15 protein-coding genes are annotated in these 17,719 nt (G+C 48.8%); 4 read left to right on the top strand and 11 right to left on the bottom strand.

The genetic code is table 11. From position 1 onward, the window contains the following. Positions 1–52 precede the first annotated feature (52 nt). Positions 53–790, bottom strand: a complete 738-nt coding sequence (locus Q7P68_RS07980) for an RluA family pseudouridine synthase (RefSeq protein WP_304224627.1) — start codon at positions 788–790, stop codon at positions 53–55. Beyond that, positions 787–2,202: a glycoside hydrolase family 3 N-terminal domain-containing protein gene (locus Q7P68_RS07975; RefSeq protein ID WP_304224625.1), complete on the bottom strand. Its 1,416-nt coding sequence runs from the start codon at positions 2,200–2,202 to the stop codon at positions 787–789. The genes Q7P68_RS07980 and Q7P68_RS07975 overlap by 4 nt, the downstream gene beginning before the upstream one ends. 89 nt (positions 2,203–2,291) lie before the next feature. Between Q7P68_RS07975 and Q7P68_RS07970 the strand changes: the two genes are divergently transcribed. Continuing rightward, positions 2,292–2,795 carry an HD domain-containing protein gene (locus Q7P68_RS07970; protein WP_304224623.1) on the top strand — a complete coding sequence of 168 codons (504 nt, stop codon included), beginning with the start codon at positions 2,292–2,294 and terminating at the stop codon, positions 2,793–2,795. Positions 2,796–2,820: 25 nt separating this feature from the next. On the opposite strand, the gene Q7P68_RS07965 is transcribed toward Q7P68_RS07970, so the two are convergent. The 5 genes from Q7P68_RS07965 to Q7P68_RS07945 form a co-directional block, all read right to left on the bottom strand. After that, positions 2,821–3,843 carry an alpha/beta fold hydrolase gene (locus Q7P68_RS07965; protein WP_304224621.1) on the bottom strand — a complete coding sequence of 341 codons (1,023 nt, stop codon included), beginning with the start codon at positions 3,841–3,843 and terminating at the stop codon, positions 2,821–2,823. Positions 3,844–3,857: 14 nt separating this feature from the next. Beyond that, positions 3,858–4,754 carry a hypothetical protein gene (locus Q7P68_RS07960; RefSeq protein ID WP_304224619.1) on the bottom strand — a complete coding sequence of 299 codons (897 nt, stop codon included), beginning with the start codon at positions 4,752–4,754 and terminating at the stop codon, positions 3,858–3,860. Further along, positions 4,751–6,130 carry a radical SAM/SPASM domain-containing protein gene (locus Q7P68_RS07955; protein ID WP_304224617.1) on the bottom strand — a complete coding sequence of 460 codons (1,380 nt, stop codon included), beginning with the start codon at positions 6,128–6,130 and terminating at the stop codon, positions 4,751–4,753. The genes Q7P68_RS07960 and Q7P68_RS07955 overlap by 4 nt, the downstream gene beginning before the upstream one ends. Continuing rightward, positions 6,127–7,854, bottom strand: coding sequence for a hypothetical protein (locus Q7P68_RS07950; RefSeq protein WP_304224615.1), 1,728 nt, complete (start codon positions 7,852–7,854; stop codon positions 6,127–6,129). The genes Q7P68_RS07955 and Q7P68_RS07950 overlap by 4 nt, the downstream gene beginning before the upstream one ends. Positions 7,855–7,938: 84 nt before the next feature. Beyond that, on the bottom strand, positions 7,939–8,541 hold the full coding sequence (locus tag Q7P68_RS07945; RefSeq protein ID WP_304224614.1) for a hypothetical protein: 603 nt from the start codon (positions 8,539–8,541) through the stop codon (positions 7,939–7,941). Between the two features lie 130 nt (positions 8,542–8,671). Here Q7P68_RS07945 and Q7P68_RS07940 point away from each other — a divergent pair, with 130 nt between their 5' ends. The 3 genes from Q7P68_RS07940 to Q7P68_RS07930 all read left to right on the top strand — a co-directional run bounded on the left by Q7P68_RS07940 (position 8,672) and on the right by Q7P68_RS07930 (position 13,267). After that, positions 8,672–10,147, top strand: coding sequence for an NFACT RNA binding domain-containing protein (locus tag Q7P68_RS07940; RefSeq protein ID WP_304224613.1), 1,476 nt, complete (start codon positions 8,672–8,674; stop codon positions 10,145–10,147). 23 nt (positions 10,148–10,170) lie between these two features. Further along, on the top strand, positions 10,171–12,528 hold the full coding sequence (locus tag Q7P68_RS07935) for a coiled-coil domain-containing protein (RefSeq protein ID WP_304224612.1): 2,358 nt from the start codon (positions 10,171–10,173) through the stop codon (positions 12,526–12,528). Between the two features lie 100 nt (positions 12,529–12,628). Further along, the gene (locus Q7P68_RS07930) at positions 12,629–13,267 is read left to right on the top strand and encodes a hypothetical protein (protein ID WP_304224611.1); all 639 of its coding nucleotides are present in this window, start codon (positions 12,629–12,631) and stop codon (positions 13,265–13,267) included. Positions 13,268–13,346: 79 nt separating this feature from the next. Here Q7P68_RS07930 and Q7P68_RS07925 read toward each other — a convergent pair whose 3' ends face one another. The 4 genes from Q7P68_RS07925 to Q7P68_RS07910 all read right to left on the bottom strand — a co-directional run. Next, positions 13,347–14,378, bottom strand: a complete 1,032-nt coding sequence (locus Q7P68_RS07925; RefSeq protein WP_304224610.1) for a hypothetical protein — start codon at positions 14,376–14,378, stop codon at positions 13,347–13,349. Continuing rightward, the gene (locus Q7P68_RS07920) at positions 14,375–15,667 is read right to left on the bottom strand and encodes a hypothetical protein (RefSeq protein WP_304224609.1); all 1,293 of its coding nucleotides are present in this window, start codon (positions 15,665–15,667) and stop codon (positions 14,375–14,377) included. The genes Q7P68_RS07925 and Q7P68_RS07920 overlap by 4 nt, the downstream gene beginning before the upstream one ends. A gap of 33 nt (positions 15,668–15,700) precedes the next feature. Continuing rightward, positions 15,701–16,717, bottom strand: coding sequence for a hypothetical protein (locus Q7P68_RS07915; RefSeq protein ID WP_304224607.1), 1,017 nt, complete (start codon positions 16,715–16,717; stop codon positions 15,701–15,703). A gap of 8 nt (positions 16,718–16,725) precedes the next feature. Further along, the coding region (locus Q7P68_RS07910) for a hypothetical protein (protein ID WP_304224605.1) at positions 16,726–17,719 on the bottom strand (994 nt) is incomplete at its 5' end.

The raw sequence follows: 17,719 nt of genomic DNA, 5'->3' as shown, positions 1-17,719 counted from the left end.
TTAAACCAAAAACCATTCTTAATTTATAATAATTAAAATAAGAGGCCTCAGGCTAAAAAGCAAGGGATGCCTTTTCAAAATCCTGCCAGAGCCGGTCAGGCTCTATAATGGGGGCTACAACCTGAATATAAGGCCTTTTTGCAGGATTGGTTTCGCCTGAAAGGGGATCAGGAAAGGCAAGGGAACGGGCATGGAGCCGGATGCCACCGTTTTTTTCGCTCCGGCGGCTTCCATATTTTAGGTCACCCTTGATATGAAGTCCTACCGATGCAAGCTGGGCTCTAATCTGATGGTGCCGGCCGGTAATAAGTTCAATTTCCATAAATAGGTAATGCTCACCCTCTCCTACCAGCCGGTAGCGAAGAACTGCCTGTTTACGGTCAGGAGCTTCTTCCGTATGGGCATAACTTTTATTGTGCTTACTGTCTACGGCGATCCAGTGAACCAGTTCGCCCTGTTGCGAAATTGCTATGCTCGAGTTTTCCGGTTTTTCAACTATAGCCCAATAGACTTTGCGCGCCAGTCCCTGAGCAAAGACTTCGTTAAGGAAGGCAAGAGCCTGGGGATTGCGGGCAAAAAGGGCACACCCCGTGACAGGCACATCGAGCCGGTGGACCGCCGTGGGCGCAAAGGGTTTTCCATCCCGGTTACAAGCAGTACCGTAGGTCTTTGCAAGCAGGGCTGGAAGATCTAAAACAGAACCGGAAGCTCCTTCCATGGCTTCTCCGCACCGTTTATTCACTACAATACAAGCATCACTTTCGTAGAGCAACACAATCTGTTCATTCATCGCAAATTCCTTTCCCGTAAAAATTGTTCGGTAGCCTTTCTCATACAGCCGTAACCTTCTTCATTAAAAGGTTCTGCAGTTAAACCATCTTGGCCATCCGGATGCCCCTGGACAAGAGAGTAAATTAGTTTTTGGTAAATAATACGGCCCGCTGCATCGATAAGCCGCTCTCGAAACAGTGTATCCGTTTTGGCCTCTTGAACCAAGTGTCGATGAAAGCGTCCCAGATCCCGGGGCCACACCATGATCATATCAGCTCCGCTCCTCAGAGATTCTATCATTGCCGTTTCAGGAGTAAAGCCGAGGGATGTTATAGCCTTCATAGTAAAGTCGTCGGCTATAACAATTCCCTGAAAACCAAGCTCTTTTTTTATCCAGTCCTGCATAACAGAAGATGACAAACTTGCAGGAATATTCGCCTGGACAGAGGGAATAATCGTATGGGCCACCATGACAGCCCCAGCTCCGATGGGAAGACTGAGCAAGCTAGCAGGATATAGACTGTTTTGTCCCAATATGGGGCTTCCTGTTTTTAGTAAGGCGCTGAAGGGAGAAACCAGGTAATCGAGGCGTTTTTTGTCCACATCGAGGACGGATCGGCCGTGGTGGGGATCGGCGGCGGCGCTGGCGGGAAAATGTTTGACCACAGAGGTAACACCGGCCTCACCCATGCCCTGTATAAAGGCCGCCGCCGCCGATGCGGCCGCTTTGGGATCGGAAGCGAAACTGCGGTTTTTTAAAAACGCAGCGTTTTCTGGGGCTAAGGGTTCTGCCACCGGGGCCAGGTTCATGGTAATGCCCAGGGCCCGTAGTTCCCGGCCGGATAGATAAGCGGCCTGGCGAATTTCAAGCCAGGCAGATTCAGGCAGGGCCGTCTGGGAAGTGTTCCGAAGATAGCGATCTGCCGGAGGCAGGCGGGTAGCGACTTGTCCGAGCCGGTACACATCGCCCCCTTCGTGATCAATAGCTACAAAGGGCAGAAGCCTGTTTACCGCAGGGACTTCCTTGTTTGCAGCATCCACAGGAAGCTGCAGGGCGGCATTTTCGGTACACTCTGAAATAAAACTATGAACCGCAGCGGGCGAGTCAGCGATATTGTATCTAAAGAGCATAATCGCCCCTACCGGTATTTCATGCAGCAATTTTTTCATATCCGAGCTCAGTACTTCCTTTCCAGCCACCCCGGTCATAAGGACCTGGGCAGCAAGCGCTTCGGAAGACAGGGAATGGGCAATGCGGGAAGCGGTTTCCCAATATTGTTTCTGCCGCGACTTGAGTTCATCAATATTACGGTGCTCAGGTCTTTTACAGGCAGCAAAAACAAAAAGATTCATCACAATAATTGCGGCGATTAACAAGGATTTTACATGAGCCAAGCTCAAAAGAGGAGCTACTAGGGTGTTTTCTTTCATAATTGTTTATTGTTTTGGATTATACCGATTTTGATGCTATCTGCACAGCATATCCTGGTTGAATATCTGATTTTTAGTATATTTATAGTATGTCAAATCTAACATACCGCCGAGCAAAGGCTGACAGGCTTATGGGTAGAAACCCGCTTTTTTACAAATTGGCAGAGCCTGTATTCTTTAGCCGTAATTTTCAGAAGCTCAGGGACATTATTCATCATGATGCAAGTATTGCAGACCATGTGGTGTCAGTAGCCTTCCATTCATTTCAGATTGCCCATGCCCTGGGGCTGCGGAAGCATCTCAGGGAACTGGTTCGAGGGGCCCTGCTCCACGACTACTTTTTTTACGATTGGCGAAGCGCCCGGCCTCGGAGCGGCAAGCTCCATGGCTTTGAACACCCCAAGGAAGCCCTCGAAAATGCCCGGCAGGATTTTGGAAGACTCACCCCCATTGAGGAAGATTGCATCAGCAGGCACATGTTTCCCCTGACGCCTATTCCGCCCGTCTATGCAGAATGCCTCCTCGTCTGCCTTGTAGACAAGATTGTAGCCCTGGCGGAACTGGTAGCAGCGACCAGAATCCACCAGGGTTGATGAAAGGTTATCTGTTTACCGGCCCTTACAGGCCGCACATAAAGTCCAGGATGTGGTCATGGAGGCCTGGCAAATCTTCATGCCCAAAATCGGGGTACAGGATATACCTCTTTTTGCTTCTTACTTTATTGTAGGCTGCAAACTGGGTGGAAGGGGGACAAACGGTATCCATGAGGCCTATCCCCTGCAAAACCTCCGCTTGAATACGGTGAGCCAGGTGCTGGATATCAATATAACCCAAGGCGGTAAAGATCTGCGTTTCCTGTTCGTGGAGCGGATCGAAACGGCGGAAATAATCGCGAAGTTCCGCATAGGCGTCTTTGGCGAGGTCTATTTCCCACACCCGTTTATAGTCGGATAGGAAGGGATAAACCGGAGCTGCACGGACAATGCGTGGCTCCAAAGCCGCGCAGGCATAGGTAAGGGCCCCGCCCTGGCTCCAGCCCGTTACGCCAACCCGATCCGGATCTACCCAGTCAAGGTTCATGACGATTTGAGCAAGCCGCACCGTATCAAGAAATATGGCCCGGTACAAAAGTTGTTCGGGACGCCCCGCGAGGGCTTCGCTTAAGCCCCGGATGATGTGGCCGTTAAGGGTATTCCCGCTGACAGGGCTGCGATCCTCTGAGCGGCCGCCCTGACCGCGGCAGTCCATAGCAGCGACGGTAAAACCCGCCGCCGCAAGACCGAGCCGGGACTGCCAGTCACCGCTGCTGCCCGCATAACCATGGAATTGAATGATTGCGGGGCCCTTACCATTCCCGCCGCTTCGCCTCCGAGCGGTACTGCCCAGGGGTTTTATCAATTTGGCATAGATACGGCTTCCCCCCACTCCGGTAAAATAGAGGTCGTAGTAGGCCGCAAAGTCTGGTTCATCTCCCCCTCCAGAGGGAGCCCTGTGGTCGGCAGGTACAATCTTGACATCTGGGTCAGTATGTTCCAGTTCCTTAAGAGCGGCTGACCAGTATTGGTCAAAGTCAGAGGGCCGCGGGTTAACGCCCTGGTAGCTTTGCAGGGCATCCAGGGGCATATCAAAAGTCAAGGGCATAAATATCTCCTAATTTAATGTGATGCTAATTTTTCCAAAATTTGAATTACCCAATAGATCAAGGTTCTGCAGTCATCCTTAGTGGTATGGTAGCCGCCGTCATCGGTTTTTTGCCTGATGACAACGGTACCATAGTCTTCATCGCCTCCCGGCTCCACCACAAATTTTCGGTCCAGCCCCATGCTGATAATTTTCTTCCAGGTCTGTCCCTGGCCGTGGGTCAGCACGACCGCATACATATAAGGAACTTCGCCGTTCGGTCCATTATTGACGACTACCTGGACCTGAACACCTACTAGGTCTGCCGGCTTGTTGCGGATTTCATACATGAGCCTGCAGTCTTCCGGAATGAGCAGGCCTTCCCTGTCACGGTCAAATCGGAGATAGGGTGTACAGTGAATACCAGCAGGCAGCGAAACAGTCCGAGCCGCCTGAATGGCGGTCATAATCAGTTCAAATTGGCGGGGAATCCAAATCTTAATTTTGAGAAAATAGAGGGCGGGCCAGAGAAGAATAAGGGCGTCCATACAAAGGATGCCAGGGATAGTGCGTTCAAGGTCAAACACAAAGGAGAGAACCGTCAGGATGATCGTAAAGGGTATGCCGAAACCGGGACGGTACCAGAGGGGGATGCGGATTTTCCGGGCATTCTTAAAGTTTTCAGCAATCCGATCCACTTCCGCATCGGTAACCGCCTGCCAATCCTCTTCTCCTAAATCCTTTGGTTTATTAGTCCAGGGACGGGCGCTGAGCAAAGGAAGCGGCAAAAGCATCATAAAAATTCCTGCGGTCCTGTACTGGGGAACAAAAACCTGTATCAGTATGCCAAGGACTGCTACGATAGAATACACAATAAGGCGGGAGTCGGTAGACAGACCCGAAATTCGATAGGGAACAGAAACCGGAATCATAAGTCACTCCTTTCGACAGACTGAGCCGCCTGCGTTAGTTGTTCCAAACCCGGCGGACAGGTTTTTGTATAGCGCCAGTAGAGGGGACAGGCACCCTGGCAGGCAACAAAGGATGGGCATTTTTTGCAGAGCTGGGGAGCAAAATGTTTTTCCTTAAAAAAAGCGCTTTTTGAGCCAAACCAAATCTCTTTAAAGGATTGTTCAAGCACGTTGCCCATGGGCTCATCCCAGCTTGAACAGGGAAGTACAGAACCGTCGGGAGCCACTGAAAGAAGACCATCCAGGGCAGCGCAGCTTTTATTTCCTTGACCTCGAGCAATAGGGTTATATGAGCAGAATGGGGTGGGACTGTACCAGAAAAAAGTCATACCGAGTCGGCGAGCTTCTTTTATCACCTGGTCTACCAAGGCTCCTATTTCCTCATAGGCCACAAAGAGCCGGTCCGCTTCGGGACCTGGTATGGTTGGTATGTAGAGATTCATAGCAAAGCGCTCTATACCAAGTGTGGCAAGGAAGGCGGGCATGAGGGGTATAAGATCGATGTTGTCCCTCGTGATGGTCGTATTGGTTTGGGTGGGTATACCTGCCTGCTGTAGAGCTGCAATGCCCCGCAGTGTTGCTTTAAAGCTACTTTGGCGCCCCACGAGGCTGTCATGCACATCCGCCGTAGGACCTTCCACCGATACCTGAGCGCTGCCAAGCCCGGCAGCTTTTAGAGTCTGGGCTCGTTTTTCTGTAATAAGCGTGCCATTGGTCACCAGGTTTGTTACAAGCTGTCTTGAGCGGGCATAAGAAATCAATTCTTCCAGATCATGGCGAAGGGTGGGCTCTCCACCGGTAAAGGAAAAAAAGGGAACCTGAGCTTCATCAGCGAATATATCGATAATACGTTTATATTGTGCCGTGGTGCTTTCAGGATATTTTGCTTCTACCGAGCAAGCACCACTATGGTCAGCGGAAGCGGTATCGGCACCACAGCCTGCATAGCAGAAGCGGCACGCATTGTTACATCGGTAAGTCAGAGCGAGTTCTGCTAATATCGGCAGCCGGGTAAACGAAAAATCATAGGTTTGGGTAGATACGGTTCCATTTTCCGGCCGGTCGCCCCGATATAAGGCTGCTAAATCTCCGAAAAACCGGGCCGTATCTTCCCGTGCCTGTTCTGAAGGGAAATCAATATCCTGAATAGAACGCCCCTGTTTCAGAAATGTCAGGAGCCGAATACCCGTTTCATTGGTCCGATACACCCGGTTAGGGGGCAAAATTAATACCTGATCCAGATCACGGCAAAAAATATATGAGCCTGCCCGGTTCCAAAATTCGTCTATCCATGTAAGGCGAGAGGATGCCGGGGCACGGGTAACAAAGGCTTTCAATGAGCGCCCCCTGAAACACACGCGCTGTGGCAAGCTGAATGGCAAGCGCTATGACAAGCGGAATGGCATGCCTGATGACACGCTGAATGACAGGCATTATGACAAGCAGAATAGCAGGCCCCTGCGGTTCCTGAAAGATTCTTAGGTGAATAACAACCAGAGAAACAAGAACTGGAAGCCATAAAAGCCGCATAGGTTCCGGAAAATTCTTGAGGAAGCCCATAGGACCTAAAATGATCAGGATGATGATGAAGATAATAGTATGAATGCCAGTAGGGATAATATGTAGCACCCATGCTACTTTGAGATTGAAGCATGGAGGTTCCTGTAATAACAGATTCATCCGATGCTTCCATTTTTTTACGGTAGTAGGCCTTAGTTGCTTCGATATCGCAGTCCCACACCTTTTCTTGGAGTCCCTTAATGACAGCCTCAAAGAAGTCGGCCAATAGACCTGACAAGACCCAGCCCTCGGTATCGAAGGATCTGAGAAAGAGCTCTCCATAATTGTCTTCTGGTGCTCCAGCAGCCCCAAGCTCTGAGGGACCTTTCAGGATCTGGATCTTAAGGGGTGCTTCCTGAATTAATTTAATAATTCCCTGTGTTTCCAAGGTCTGAATCATAATGGCTATTATCTGCGGAAGTGTAAGCTCAAGAAGCATGGCTACTTCGAGCGGATGCAGGTTTTCTGCCACCTTTCCCGGAACGGAATAGGTTCCTTCTACAAGTCGAGGTGGCATCCACGAATCCCCCGCCCAGGCTATCCCTTCCGCTTTCGCCACAGCTCGGGGAAAACCCTGGACTTTTTTCCGAAAGAGAAAGGCTCCCAGGGCAACAAGTCCACCTGAGAGAAAGATAAATAGCAGTGGATGGGAATCGGGGGTGACGAGCGCTTTGCCGGCTGTTCTCTGGTCGGCAGAAGACCAGTCTTCTTTTTTCTGGCTGGAAGGAGTGGAACTGGAACTCGTTCGAGCTGCCAAAAATGGCTCAAAATAGGCAGCTATTTTAGGTTCTGATAAATACCATTGTATCTCATTGGTGCCACCAGCCTGCACTGGCTCTTCATGAAAACGTAGTGCAAGATAGTATTTTCCATCGTTTCCTGGAAGGGCATACCAGTCGATCTTATTTTTAGCGTTTACAAAGGCTTCGGTAGCAAATCCAAGAGCTTCGAGTTCAGAAGCTCTGCTATCGCCTCGAGCCCCTTGGGATACTAGAATAGGTAAAATGATAGTTATTGTTCGGTGTTCCAATGGTTCGTCCCAAACAGGTGGCGCCCAATGGAATACGATAAGATCTCCACGGTCACTGCTATTGGTAGTATCGAGCATACCAGCTGCAGCGAGATCTGCACCATAGGTCAGTACCCAGTGGCTTGTTCCAGAAAAACGCTGCGCATCGGTCAGCAAAACGTCCCACTTGTCACCGGCCTTGCGGATATCTAACGGAATACGTTTGCCATCAGCCGTATCGGCCCAACAACGCTCCTGATCCCATGCAAAGGGGGCTGCTTCTCCCTGAAAATAAAAGCCCCCCATGGTGCCGGACGCAACCTGCCATTCAAGAGCATGCTGAATAACCGCCTTACCGTCGGTATGAAGGGTTATATATATTTCTGCAGATACAAGGTCTGCTTCGAGCGCATGGAGCTGCGGTGCATGAATTGCGGAAAACATCGCGATCAATAGTGATACAACAAGTAAACGTGTTTTATTTTTCTTCACTCGAATAACCCTCCTTTGCAATTGGTTGCAGATTGTTCTGACATACCTATTGATTCTAATTCAAATAAATACAGCAGTAACTTACTATAGGTTTTCCAACCGGCGGAATACTGCTTCTACCGCTTGCTCTATGATTGTACCTGTATGGGATGCAAGTGTCTCGATTCGAGAGTCCTGATAGGCCGTTTCTGCCGGGACATCTTTTTTATTGAATGTAAACATAGATTCATTTTTTATCATATCCACCTGATGCAAGTATGTATCCACAGTTTCAATAGCTCCCAGGATGGCATCTTCCACAACAGGATCTCGATCCGATCCCTTGATAGTAGCTTCCAGATAGAGTCCCGCCGCGTATACTAGTCTGTCTACTGCATCCTTAACTGGCCCTGGATCCAAACGAAGGAGACCCAGTCGTTTGCGCGCAGCCGCTACACCTCCTAAAATACGGGCGTCCCGTTCGGCCCGTTCCCGATCCTGCTCCGCAATTACCGATCGAGCTCCTGGCTCGGTCTGTAAAAGCATAATGATATCCACCAGAGCAATAATGAGAAAGACAGGTACAACTACCACCAGGGGGAAATGAAATAAAAGAATAGCTAACACTGCACCTAAAAGGTTTAAGCTCATAACAAGAAGGCCTAAAGGGGACCTCAGGAGCCTGAGCATCGCACTTTTTATATCCATAGAAACAACATAGCATAGAAACATAAAAATCGGTAGACACAAGAGGGATTTATAGGGATATAAGCAGTGTTCGCATTCGCTCATCTTGCAGTAAGGTTTTACAAAAGTGTACACTAATAATGGAGAATTTATGTCCCTTAATTGGAAAGAAATAAATCTTATTCTCTCTGAACTTTCCTTGGAAGGCTCTCAAATTCAGGGAGTCATTCAAAGCGCCTTTGATGTGCTCGCACTCCAGCTCTATAAAGAAGGAAAGGCAACTACCCTTCTTGTAGCATTAACACCAGGAGCATGTAGGCTGCATGCAACCTATCGCGCAGTTCCAAAGCCGGAAAAACCACTGCGTTTTGCAGAGTTTTTTAAGTCCCGTATCGTAAATGGCTGGATAACCGAAGCAGTCCAATTGGGAGAAGATCGCATTGTGCGCATCTTGGTACGCCGGGGAGATCTTTTGTACCGGATATACCTACGGCTCTGGTCAAATGCAGCAAATGTTATCGTAACCGATGCGGATGGCAAAATTCTGGATGTTATGCGCCGTAGCCCCAAGCGGGGGGAAATCAGTGGCGGCTCATACATGCCCGAAGCAACACAGCAAGCAGCGCAGGGAACACCACAGGGCACCCCTGAGATGCCAGATCAGATTGAAGATGCATCGGCAGCGATTCGTCCCAAACGAAATTTCGAAATCCGCTCCTTTGAAGGCCCAGGTTCTTTTAATGAACACATCGATGCTTACTATGCTGAACAGGGCAGCTCCCTTTCGCTAGAAGCCCTCAGGGAGCAGACAAAAAAACTCTACGAAGGTCGTTTGGGCCGTCTTGCCGCATCTTTGGAGCGGCTGCGAGAAAAACGGGCAACCTACGAACAGGGAGAAACATTAAAAGAATACGGTGATATATTGATGGCAAATCTTCACCAGATAAGAACCGGTGACAGCTGGTTCGAGGGTCTTAATTTTTATAACAACGAACAGGTACGCATCAAACTGGATCCGCACAAGAGTCCCCAGGCTAATGCGGAAGCGTACTACGAACAATACCGGAAAGCAAAATCGGGACTATCAGAAGTTTCTGAGGAAATTGAACGAGGCGAGGCAGAACAAAAGCGGCTTGAACAGGAACTCGCCGCTCTGTTATTAGAACAGAATCCATTACGGCTCCATCGGATCCTTTTTAAACAACGCCAGGTAATCAAACCGGAAGATAAAAAACGCCCCGGGCTCACCTTTCTCCGCAAGGGCTGGATGCTTATTGTCGGACGGGATGCAGCAGAAAACGATGATTTGTTACGGCATTATGTTAAAGGATCAGATTTGTGGCTCCATGCCCGGGACTATCCCGGATCCTATGTATTCATTAAAGCACGGGCAGGAAAAACTGTTCCTCTTGATATACTGCTCGACGCGGGAAACCTAGCTCTCTTTTATTCAAAGGGACGCAACAACGGTGAAGGGGACCTGTTTTATACACCGGTCAAATTCCTTCGCAGGGCAAAAAATGGCCCCAAGGGGCTCGTTATACCAACCCAAGAAAAAAACCTTCATATAGTGCTAGAAGACCGCCGATTAAAAGAATTAGAGCAGTGTCGAAACGATAGCCAATAGGAAGATATAAGGATAGGCTTGCCATGAATCATTCTGGTTTACTTAAAAAGGCAGAAGAAAGGCTGCATGAACATGCAAATACTACCGATACCACTACTGGAATCAGTCCAGAGGATCGGGCGGAAATTATATCACAGATTGATAAAATTACTCGGCAGAACCGGCGCACCTTTGATTCCTCTGCATTTGCAGTAAAAGCTCAAAAACATGGCCTATTATTTCCTTTAGCGGTCAACATTATTGTTATCTGCGCTACTGCTTTTGCTCTTTATGGACTTTCCCAGTTTTTTTCCCAGCGAACTACAGAAATCCAGCGGTCCGGTACTGTCTTGAACAGTGCGGAAGGAAAACTCATCCAGGAAATAAAAAAAGAAGCTGAAGGGCAGCTTGCCCAGAAAGAAAAAGAAATAGCCGAATTCCAAGCGCGCTTGGCGAGCCTTGAAAAAGAACAGGCGAATCTTAAAGCGAGCTTCCAGGAGCGGCTTGCACAAAAAGAAGCGGAATTTAAAGAACTCCTCCGCAAAGAAGTTGAGCAGGAACGGGAACGGCTCTTAAAACAAGGGCTATCTGAAGCGGCCATCCAAGAACGGCTTAAAAAATTCGAAATCGAACGCTTAGCCTACTACAAGCAAAAGCTCGAAGAATACCAGAAACAATTGGAACAGGAACGCATTGCGGCGGAAGCATCCTATGCTAAACTGCGGCAGGAATATTCCAGCAACATATCAGCCCTGAATGCGGAACGGCAGAAAATACAGGAAGAAGCTCGCCAACGGGAACAGCAGCTCCGCAGCAGCCTAGAACAAAAAAATCAGGAATTAGCTTCTACCGCAGCTCAAGCAAGTGCAAGCCTGGAAGAAGCAAAAAAAGAATTAGCGAGGATAGATGAACAGCGTCGCGCAGCTGCCGCTGCGGAGGACCAAATTGCGGGACTATATCAATCAATCCAAACTGCCTTCCAAAACCGCCGTTTTGATGAGGGGTTAAGAGCGATTAACAGCTTTAAATCGCTCTTAAATGATCCAGCAATTACAAGCCTCCCATCGATCCAGAAACGGCGGGCTGGAGACCTTTTTGCTTTGGACGTAATGGGTCAGCTTGCCCGGCTCGAGGTAGAACGGAGCAGCATAGACACCAATGTTCTGTTAGCCCAAGCAGAAGCACTTGCAGCCATACGTTCTGCGGTTCAGGAAGGCCGTACAGCGCTGCAAAACAATAATGCCGACGAAGCAGCAGCAGCGTATCAAAAAGCACTGAGCCGTATACCAGAAATTACCGAAGCTCATAACTATTTTGTGAACCGTACCATGAGCGACCGGGAACAATCCGTAAAAACCGCTCTGGCTGCCTTAAGCCGAGCAACATCAGCTCGGATATCTAAAGACTTTAACGCTGCAGCCCTTGCCTATGGGGAAAGCCTCCGGGCGTTAGGGCTATCCCCCGAGGAAAGCCTCCAACTAACCGAAGGAATTTCTGCACTGGCTGTGGAACAAAACAGGGCAAATCTTGCAGCAAAGGATACGGCTGAAGCAAAGAATCTGATCCGCAAGGGAAAAACTGAGCTAGACCAGCAAAACTGGAATGCGGCGATCCGAACCTATGCAAGTTTGTTAAAAAAACATCCCAATGCAGAACAAACCGCCTCTGCCCTAGAAGGAATCGAAACAGCACTCATTAATATGACTCGGGATGCAGAACGGAGTAACACAGAGACGCAACAAAAGGTACAAGAGCTGGAAGCAAAAATTGCTCAACTTACTATAGATCTTGAAAAGAGCCTCGCTGAGGTAAAAAGTCTCCAAAGCGGAAGCAGCCAGACCATACCGGAACGGGATAACAAAATAGCCGAATTGGAGCGGCTTTTGGAAGAGGAACGACAACGGTCAAAAGCGATGGCCAACCAAGCAGGTACGGCATCTGCTGTAGCCAGCTCGGAAGCTGGTACCGGCAATACCACTGGCCTTGAACAGGATCTTACCAAACTACGAACAGAAAACGAACAGCTCACTCAGGTTGCAAAGGAATATGACACACTCTCTCAGGCATACAAAACATACCAGGCGGAAGAAGATCAATTGCTTACCCAGACCGGCGCAGGATCAATCCTTGCCGCCCGATCACAATTAGAAACCTTTTTAACCAGCCCTGCGGTAAAAAAAGTATTCCCCACCCTGCGGGATCGGATTGCTCGGTATGAAAAAGCCTTTGTGGAAGCAGGTCAGAAAGAAAGTTTGTACAATGCCATGACGATTGCCGATACGGCATTTAAGCTAAAGGACGAAACAAGCCGCAGCAGGTATTTCCAGGACCTTAAATTCCGATACAAGGACGACCAGGCAATGCTAGCCTTTGTGGACGCCCTGCAACGAGGACTGCGGTAATAGCGCTTATAGAGAAGGAGCCACTTTTATGCCACCAAAACGGAACAAAAGTATATTAATTTCCTATAAAACGCTTCGACGCCTTATCGGTATACTTGGCATGGCCTTACCACTGGCCCTCATTACAGGGGGATTCCTGCAGCCCGGTGGGGGTATCCAGGGTTCTATTAGCGCTTATTACCACACCAACATGCGGGACCTTTTTGTAGGAATCCTTTTTATGGTAGGTCTCTTTTTAATAAGCTACCATGGGTATGACAAGGAAGATAATCTTGTTACTAACTTTTCAGGCCTTTTTGCCATCGGCGTAGCCCTGTTTCCGACGATCGTTCCGAAGACAACATCCGCAGCGATTTCACATGCTGGAGGAAGTCCTGCCGATGTATCTGAGTCGGCTCTCCTCGGTGTTTTCCAGTTAGAACCTGAGCTGTCTGGAACTTTGCATCTGCTCTGGGCTCTACTTTTCTTCATCCTATTAGCTTATAACGCCTATTTTCTCTTTACCAAAACGGGAGATAAAAAGCCAGGGCCACAAAAACTAAAACGCAACATTATGTACCGGATCTGCGGCATCCTGATTGTGGCAAGCCTTTTAGGAATAGTCTTCTATCTTACATTTCTGCAAAAAACAGTGCTGCGTCTCTATGCCCCCGTTCTTATACTCGAAACCATAGCCCTCTGGGCCTTTGGTTTTTCTTGGCTTGTAAAGGGCGAAACAATTTTTCGGGATGAAAAGTGAGCTGAGCAGCCGCCCCACAAGCGATGGCTTTTTAAAGGGCCGCTGTACAAGCGACCGCCGCTACACAACCGGGAACTCACTATCGGGCCAATTCTGAAAGCCGGCTTGTTGGTATCTCGTAAATAGAAATAAGGTAGTCAGAATCGGTGCTGTGGGGAACCGGAGTTTCAACGGTTCGTGTAAAAACCGAAATCCAGCGCGACTGAGCGCTGTCGTACCGTTCATAGGAAAAGTGGAGCGCTCCAGTAGAAATAACAAAAGATGAAGAGCCATCAGGGCTGTAGACATAGAGCCGATCTCCCGAATCGGCAATAAGCCTCCCGTCTGACAGAACCCCTGTAAGAGGCTTGTCTATGGGGAGGATGTACGGTGTGTCTGACAGTCCAGGCCAAAACCAGGTAACAGCTGACCCATCGGATTTTGTGCCAGAGAGGTACAGAGCCCCAGAAGAAGTCGGAACAGCCAAGGTTACCGTGAAAGGCAGCTCGGGGGGAAGGATAAGATAAGTATTCAATTCTCCAAAATCAAATGATGACACATATCCAGCTACACCATATTTATATAATTTTATTTGATCAGACACTAACTGGGCAATAAATAATATATCCATAGTATCAGTTTCATAACGAAAACCTGTACCTAAAAAGCCTGGATATTCAAGTGAAGAAACAAAATAATTATTCGTATTATAGATGAGCCACTTATCCAAAAGAGAAAAACTCATGAAAAAAACGCTCGGAGCTCCAATGGAGGGAATAATTTTTTTCCCCGCATCTGAGGGAAGCGTAATTTCCATATAGTGATCTATTAACGCTTTGCTAAAATTGTAATAAAATTGGCTAAGGCTCAATCTGTCGTTATCATAGCCTATCCATAATCCCTGTTCATAGTTAGTTCTCGATGGCACATAGTAAGCCCTCGTGATATATGAGGGGAGCCGGGTTCGGACTTCCCAGACAGGGGTCCCCAGTTTTTGGCTTGTTATGACCGAAGCAGAAATATCGGGGTTAAAGGGTGGGTGCCAGCAGGACGCAAGGGCTAGGCTCGTGAGCCCAAGGAGCAGCAAGGCATACTTCAGTGGTGTGTCACCAAAAAACCGTATCTGTTTCATAAGAAATATCGTACCCCTAGCCGAAAAATCGGAAATTCCAAGAACCAGTCCTCCGCAAAAAGATAATTCGAAAGGGCTCTATTTATGCCAACCTTGCTCGCAGCCAAGAAACGCCCCATGCTCAGAGGATAGTAGGCTGTGCTGGTTTCCGCAAAGAAAGCCACGGAACGAAATAGTCGCCACTCAAGGCCTCCGTTTCCATAGATAACCATGGGAGCTACTGGATCAAGCATCATAAGGCTCGTATTAAGCCTGGCCATTATAAGAGCGGACAGGTAGGGACGCAAAAAAGATGTATCATCAAAGAAGCGGTATCCTAAAGAAAGGCCCGGCTGTATCATAGGTAAAGATATAACCGGCTGCGAATAGGGAAATGGATCCTCAGGGCTCGGATAGTTAATGCCGATCCAATACTGCTGAAGACCGAAGCCTAACCAGTATTGTTCCTTCGCAAAAAGCTTAGAAACCCAAAAATCACCGAATTGGCCCATCAGGGCCCCTGCTTCGAGGGTCCAAGAGCTTGACTGCCGCTGCGAAATGTTGAGCTCCGCGGGACTTTCCCGGAGGCTTATAATACCTGAAGCAGTTGCCATTCCGCCGACTATGGCTTTCCAGCGGTAGGTACCGGGGATCGTTATCTGCACTATAGCCTCGCCACTTTCATCTATCAGAGGCAGATCAGAACCAAGACCTATAACCTTAGTTCCTGGCAGGGCCCGCACCGTAAGGAGTCCCACGTTTTTCTGGGCTTCCAGGGTGTCTAGTTCAGCCATAAGGGGAAGCCAGAAGATTTCCTGCAGGTCTCGTTCATTGGGGATCTGGTCCTCAAGAATTCCCGAGAGCCGCTCCTGTCCAGAAATAACATCTACCACCCGGTAGGAAATCCTAACCAGCTCTGGTCCAGTATCGGCTTCTCGTTGGAGAACAAGAATAAAACTATAGTCATGCAGGGCTGCCCAGCGGCGGCAGGCTTGTACTTCCGATTCGCCGATAGCCAAGTTCACGTCGGGCCTATCGTCAGTGGTTGCTGCGGATTCTGCCTCAGACTTCTTACCGGGCACCCAGCGGTAGAGTTCCCGCAGTCGGGAAAGACGGCCCAGGTTGTACCAGAGAGAATCGAACCAGATGCTATCCATGGACGTGGAGGCAAAGACCACAAAGGACCGCGGCGGGGAGGCATCCTGGGTTTCTTGCGGCTCCTGGGCAAAGAGGGGCAGACTCCCAAGGAGGATAAGGCTTACTATAAAGAGAACAAACCTACCCTTTATCAGAGCAAGCCATAGATTCATTTGCCGCAACCTCCGATATGTGGTTCCCATAAGCTACCACCAGGGCCTTAACAGATGGATCTTTCCATCCCGCTGATTGTAGAGTACCCAGGCTGAGGCATCCCGAAAAAAAGCAAAACGGCCACGAAAGTTATCCGGCATGGTAAAAACAGGTAATTCTTGTTGTCCCGTTGATGTATTTCTTCGGTCAAGGATTGTCTTTTTTGCATATCCATACATGAGCTGAATATACCCAGCATTGGTAAGTCCGCCTGCTTGTCCGTCTCCCCGGGGGACAGAAACAACGTTGGTCGCATTTTCTGCAAAAAAATGTAGATTACTAAAGGCATTGACAAATTCTGTAAGAGTGCTCCATGAAATAACAAAAGATTCCTGGGTTATTTTATTGGTCACCGCGAGCTGGACCCCAGTGCCGTCATAAAAGAGGTCTCGGTATTCAAAGTTTGTTATAGATTGGGAATCAAACAGATTACTTTGTGAATAAGAAGAACCTGAAGACCAATCATTGTTATATACAATTAAATTTAGACAATCAGACTCTATACCTACTAGATAGGTTGTAATATCACTACCGACTTCAGCGGTAAAGGCGAACTGGGCAAAATCAATAGTTGGGCTTGGATTGGGAGGAGTATTTTCAGGTTCAAGGGTATCCGGATATAAACGGACCAGTTGAGTATTCCACCCGGTTACTATATATCCACCCATATCCACCGTAAGGAACTTTCCTATCGGTATATTTGTAAAGGAGCGAAGAAAACGGAGATCCGTACCATCTAAGAATATAAGGGTCTCAGGACTCATGAACTGCCCTACCCTTAAGACCACAAACTTTTTACCCGACCCTGGTACGGTTAAGAGATAGATCTCATGCAGCTCCGTTGTTTCCGAAAGCCCCGCGGTTTTTACAATTTCCGAAAAATGTGCCACGGCCTTTTCCTGGCCCAAGTAGGCAGGGAAATAATCTATTATAAGGAGCGCGCAGCTAGCAAGGATGAAAGCAGCTATACAACAGAGGATAAGGAAACCTGAAGTACGGCGTAGGTTCATCAATGTGCTCATTTTATCAGCACCCCCACAGATATAAAGGGTCCCACTTCACCGGCGCTTAACCAGCCCTGGTTTATAAATCCAGACCCAGTTGCATAGGGAAGGCGGTATTCATAGATAATTGCCCAGGTTGGAAAGTGCCACTCTAGGCTTACCCAGAGGGGATCCAAGAGAATATCCAGGGCGGAACGAGCCTGAGCACCCTCCAGGGGCGGGATAACCGAAAATATACCTGAAGCGCCAGCGCCGATACTGGCACGGAGGGGGCTGTCATTACGGTGCTGCAAATAGAGTCCGAGGCCAAAGCGAACTTCATCATGAAAAATCGGAATTGCGCCCGGTAAAAACGCATAACCTGCCCAGAGGGCATTGTCGAACCTGAAATAGAGCCGGTCTGGCAGGGGGTAAAAACGATACAGATAGGTCGCCCCGAGGAGCTTGCCAAGCCCCGTACCCAGCCCCCAGGCATGGACTGCTTTTTTCTGGAGATTTGGCAGCTGTACCGGCTGATCCGTAACCCCTTGGGGCAGAACCAGGCTTTTTGGCCAGTATCCATCCTTATATACCTCTACATAGAGGGAGCTTTTTTCAGGGAAGGGCAGATACAGGGCTTCCAGAGTACCAGAACGTAGGGTACCTGCAAGAATTCCCTCCCCATGGGAGCCGTACCAGACCTCCACACTATTTTGCTTGCCTTTGAACACCTGCGATCGTTCCGTAAGGTCTCGGACTTCCGCATCCTGTGCAATAGCCTGTTTCCAGCCCTGTAAAAGCCTCGCTACAGCTTCATCCAAGGCAGGTAGAACCGACAGTCCCGGATAAGCAGCATATATTTCGCTAAAACGGAGACTTTTACGCTCAGCGTCATAGACTGCCATACGCCATGAAAGGCGCTGGGCTTCAAGGACCAGATCTACCGTAAAAACCCAGCGGCTCGTTTGTTGAATTCCCGCATCTACTGCGGCGTCAACCAGGCTTCGTGTAGGGTCTGTAACATTATGA

The organism is Gracilinema caldarium (genome assembly GCF_029265695.1).
Classification (GTDB): domain Bacteria; phylum Spirochaetota; class Spirochaetia; order Treponematales; family Breznakiellaceae; genus Gracilinema; species Gracilinema caldarium_A.
This window is presented reverse-complemented; position numbering and strand designations above follow the sequence as displayed.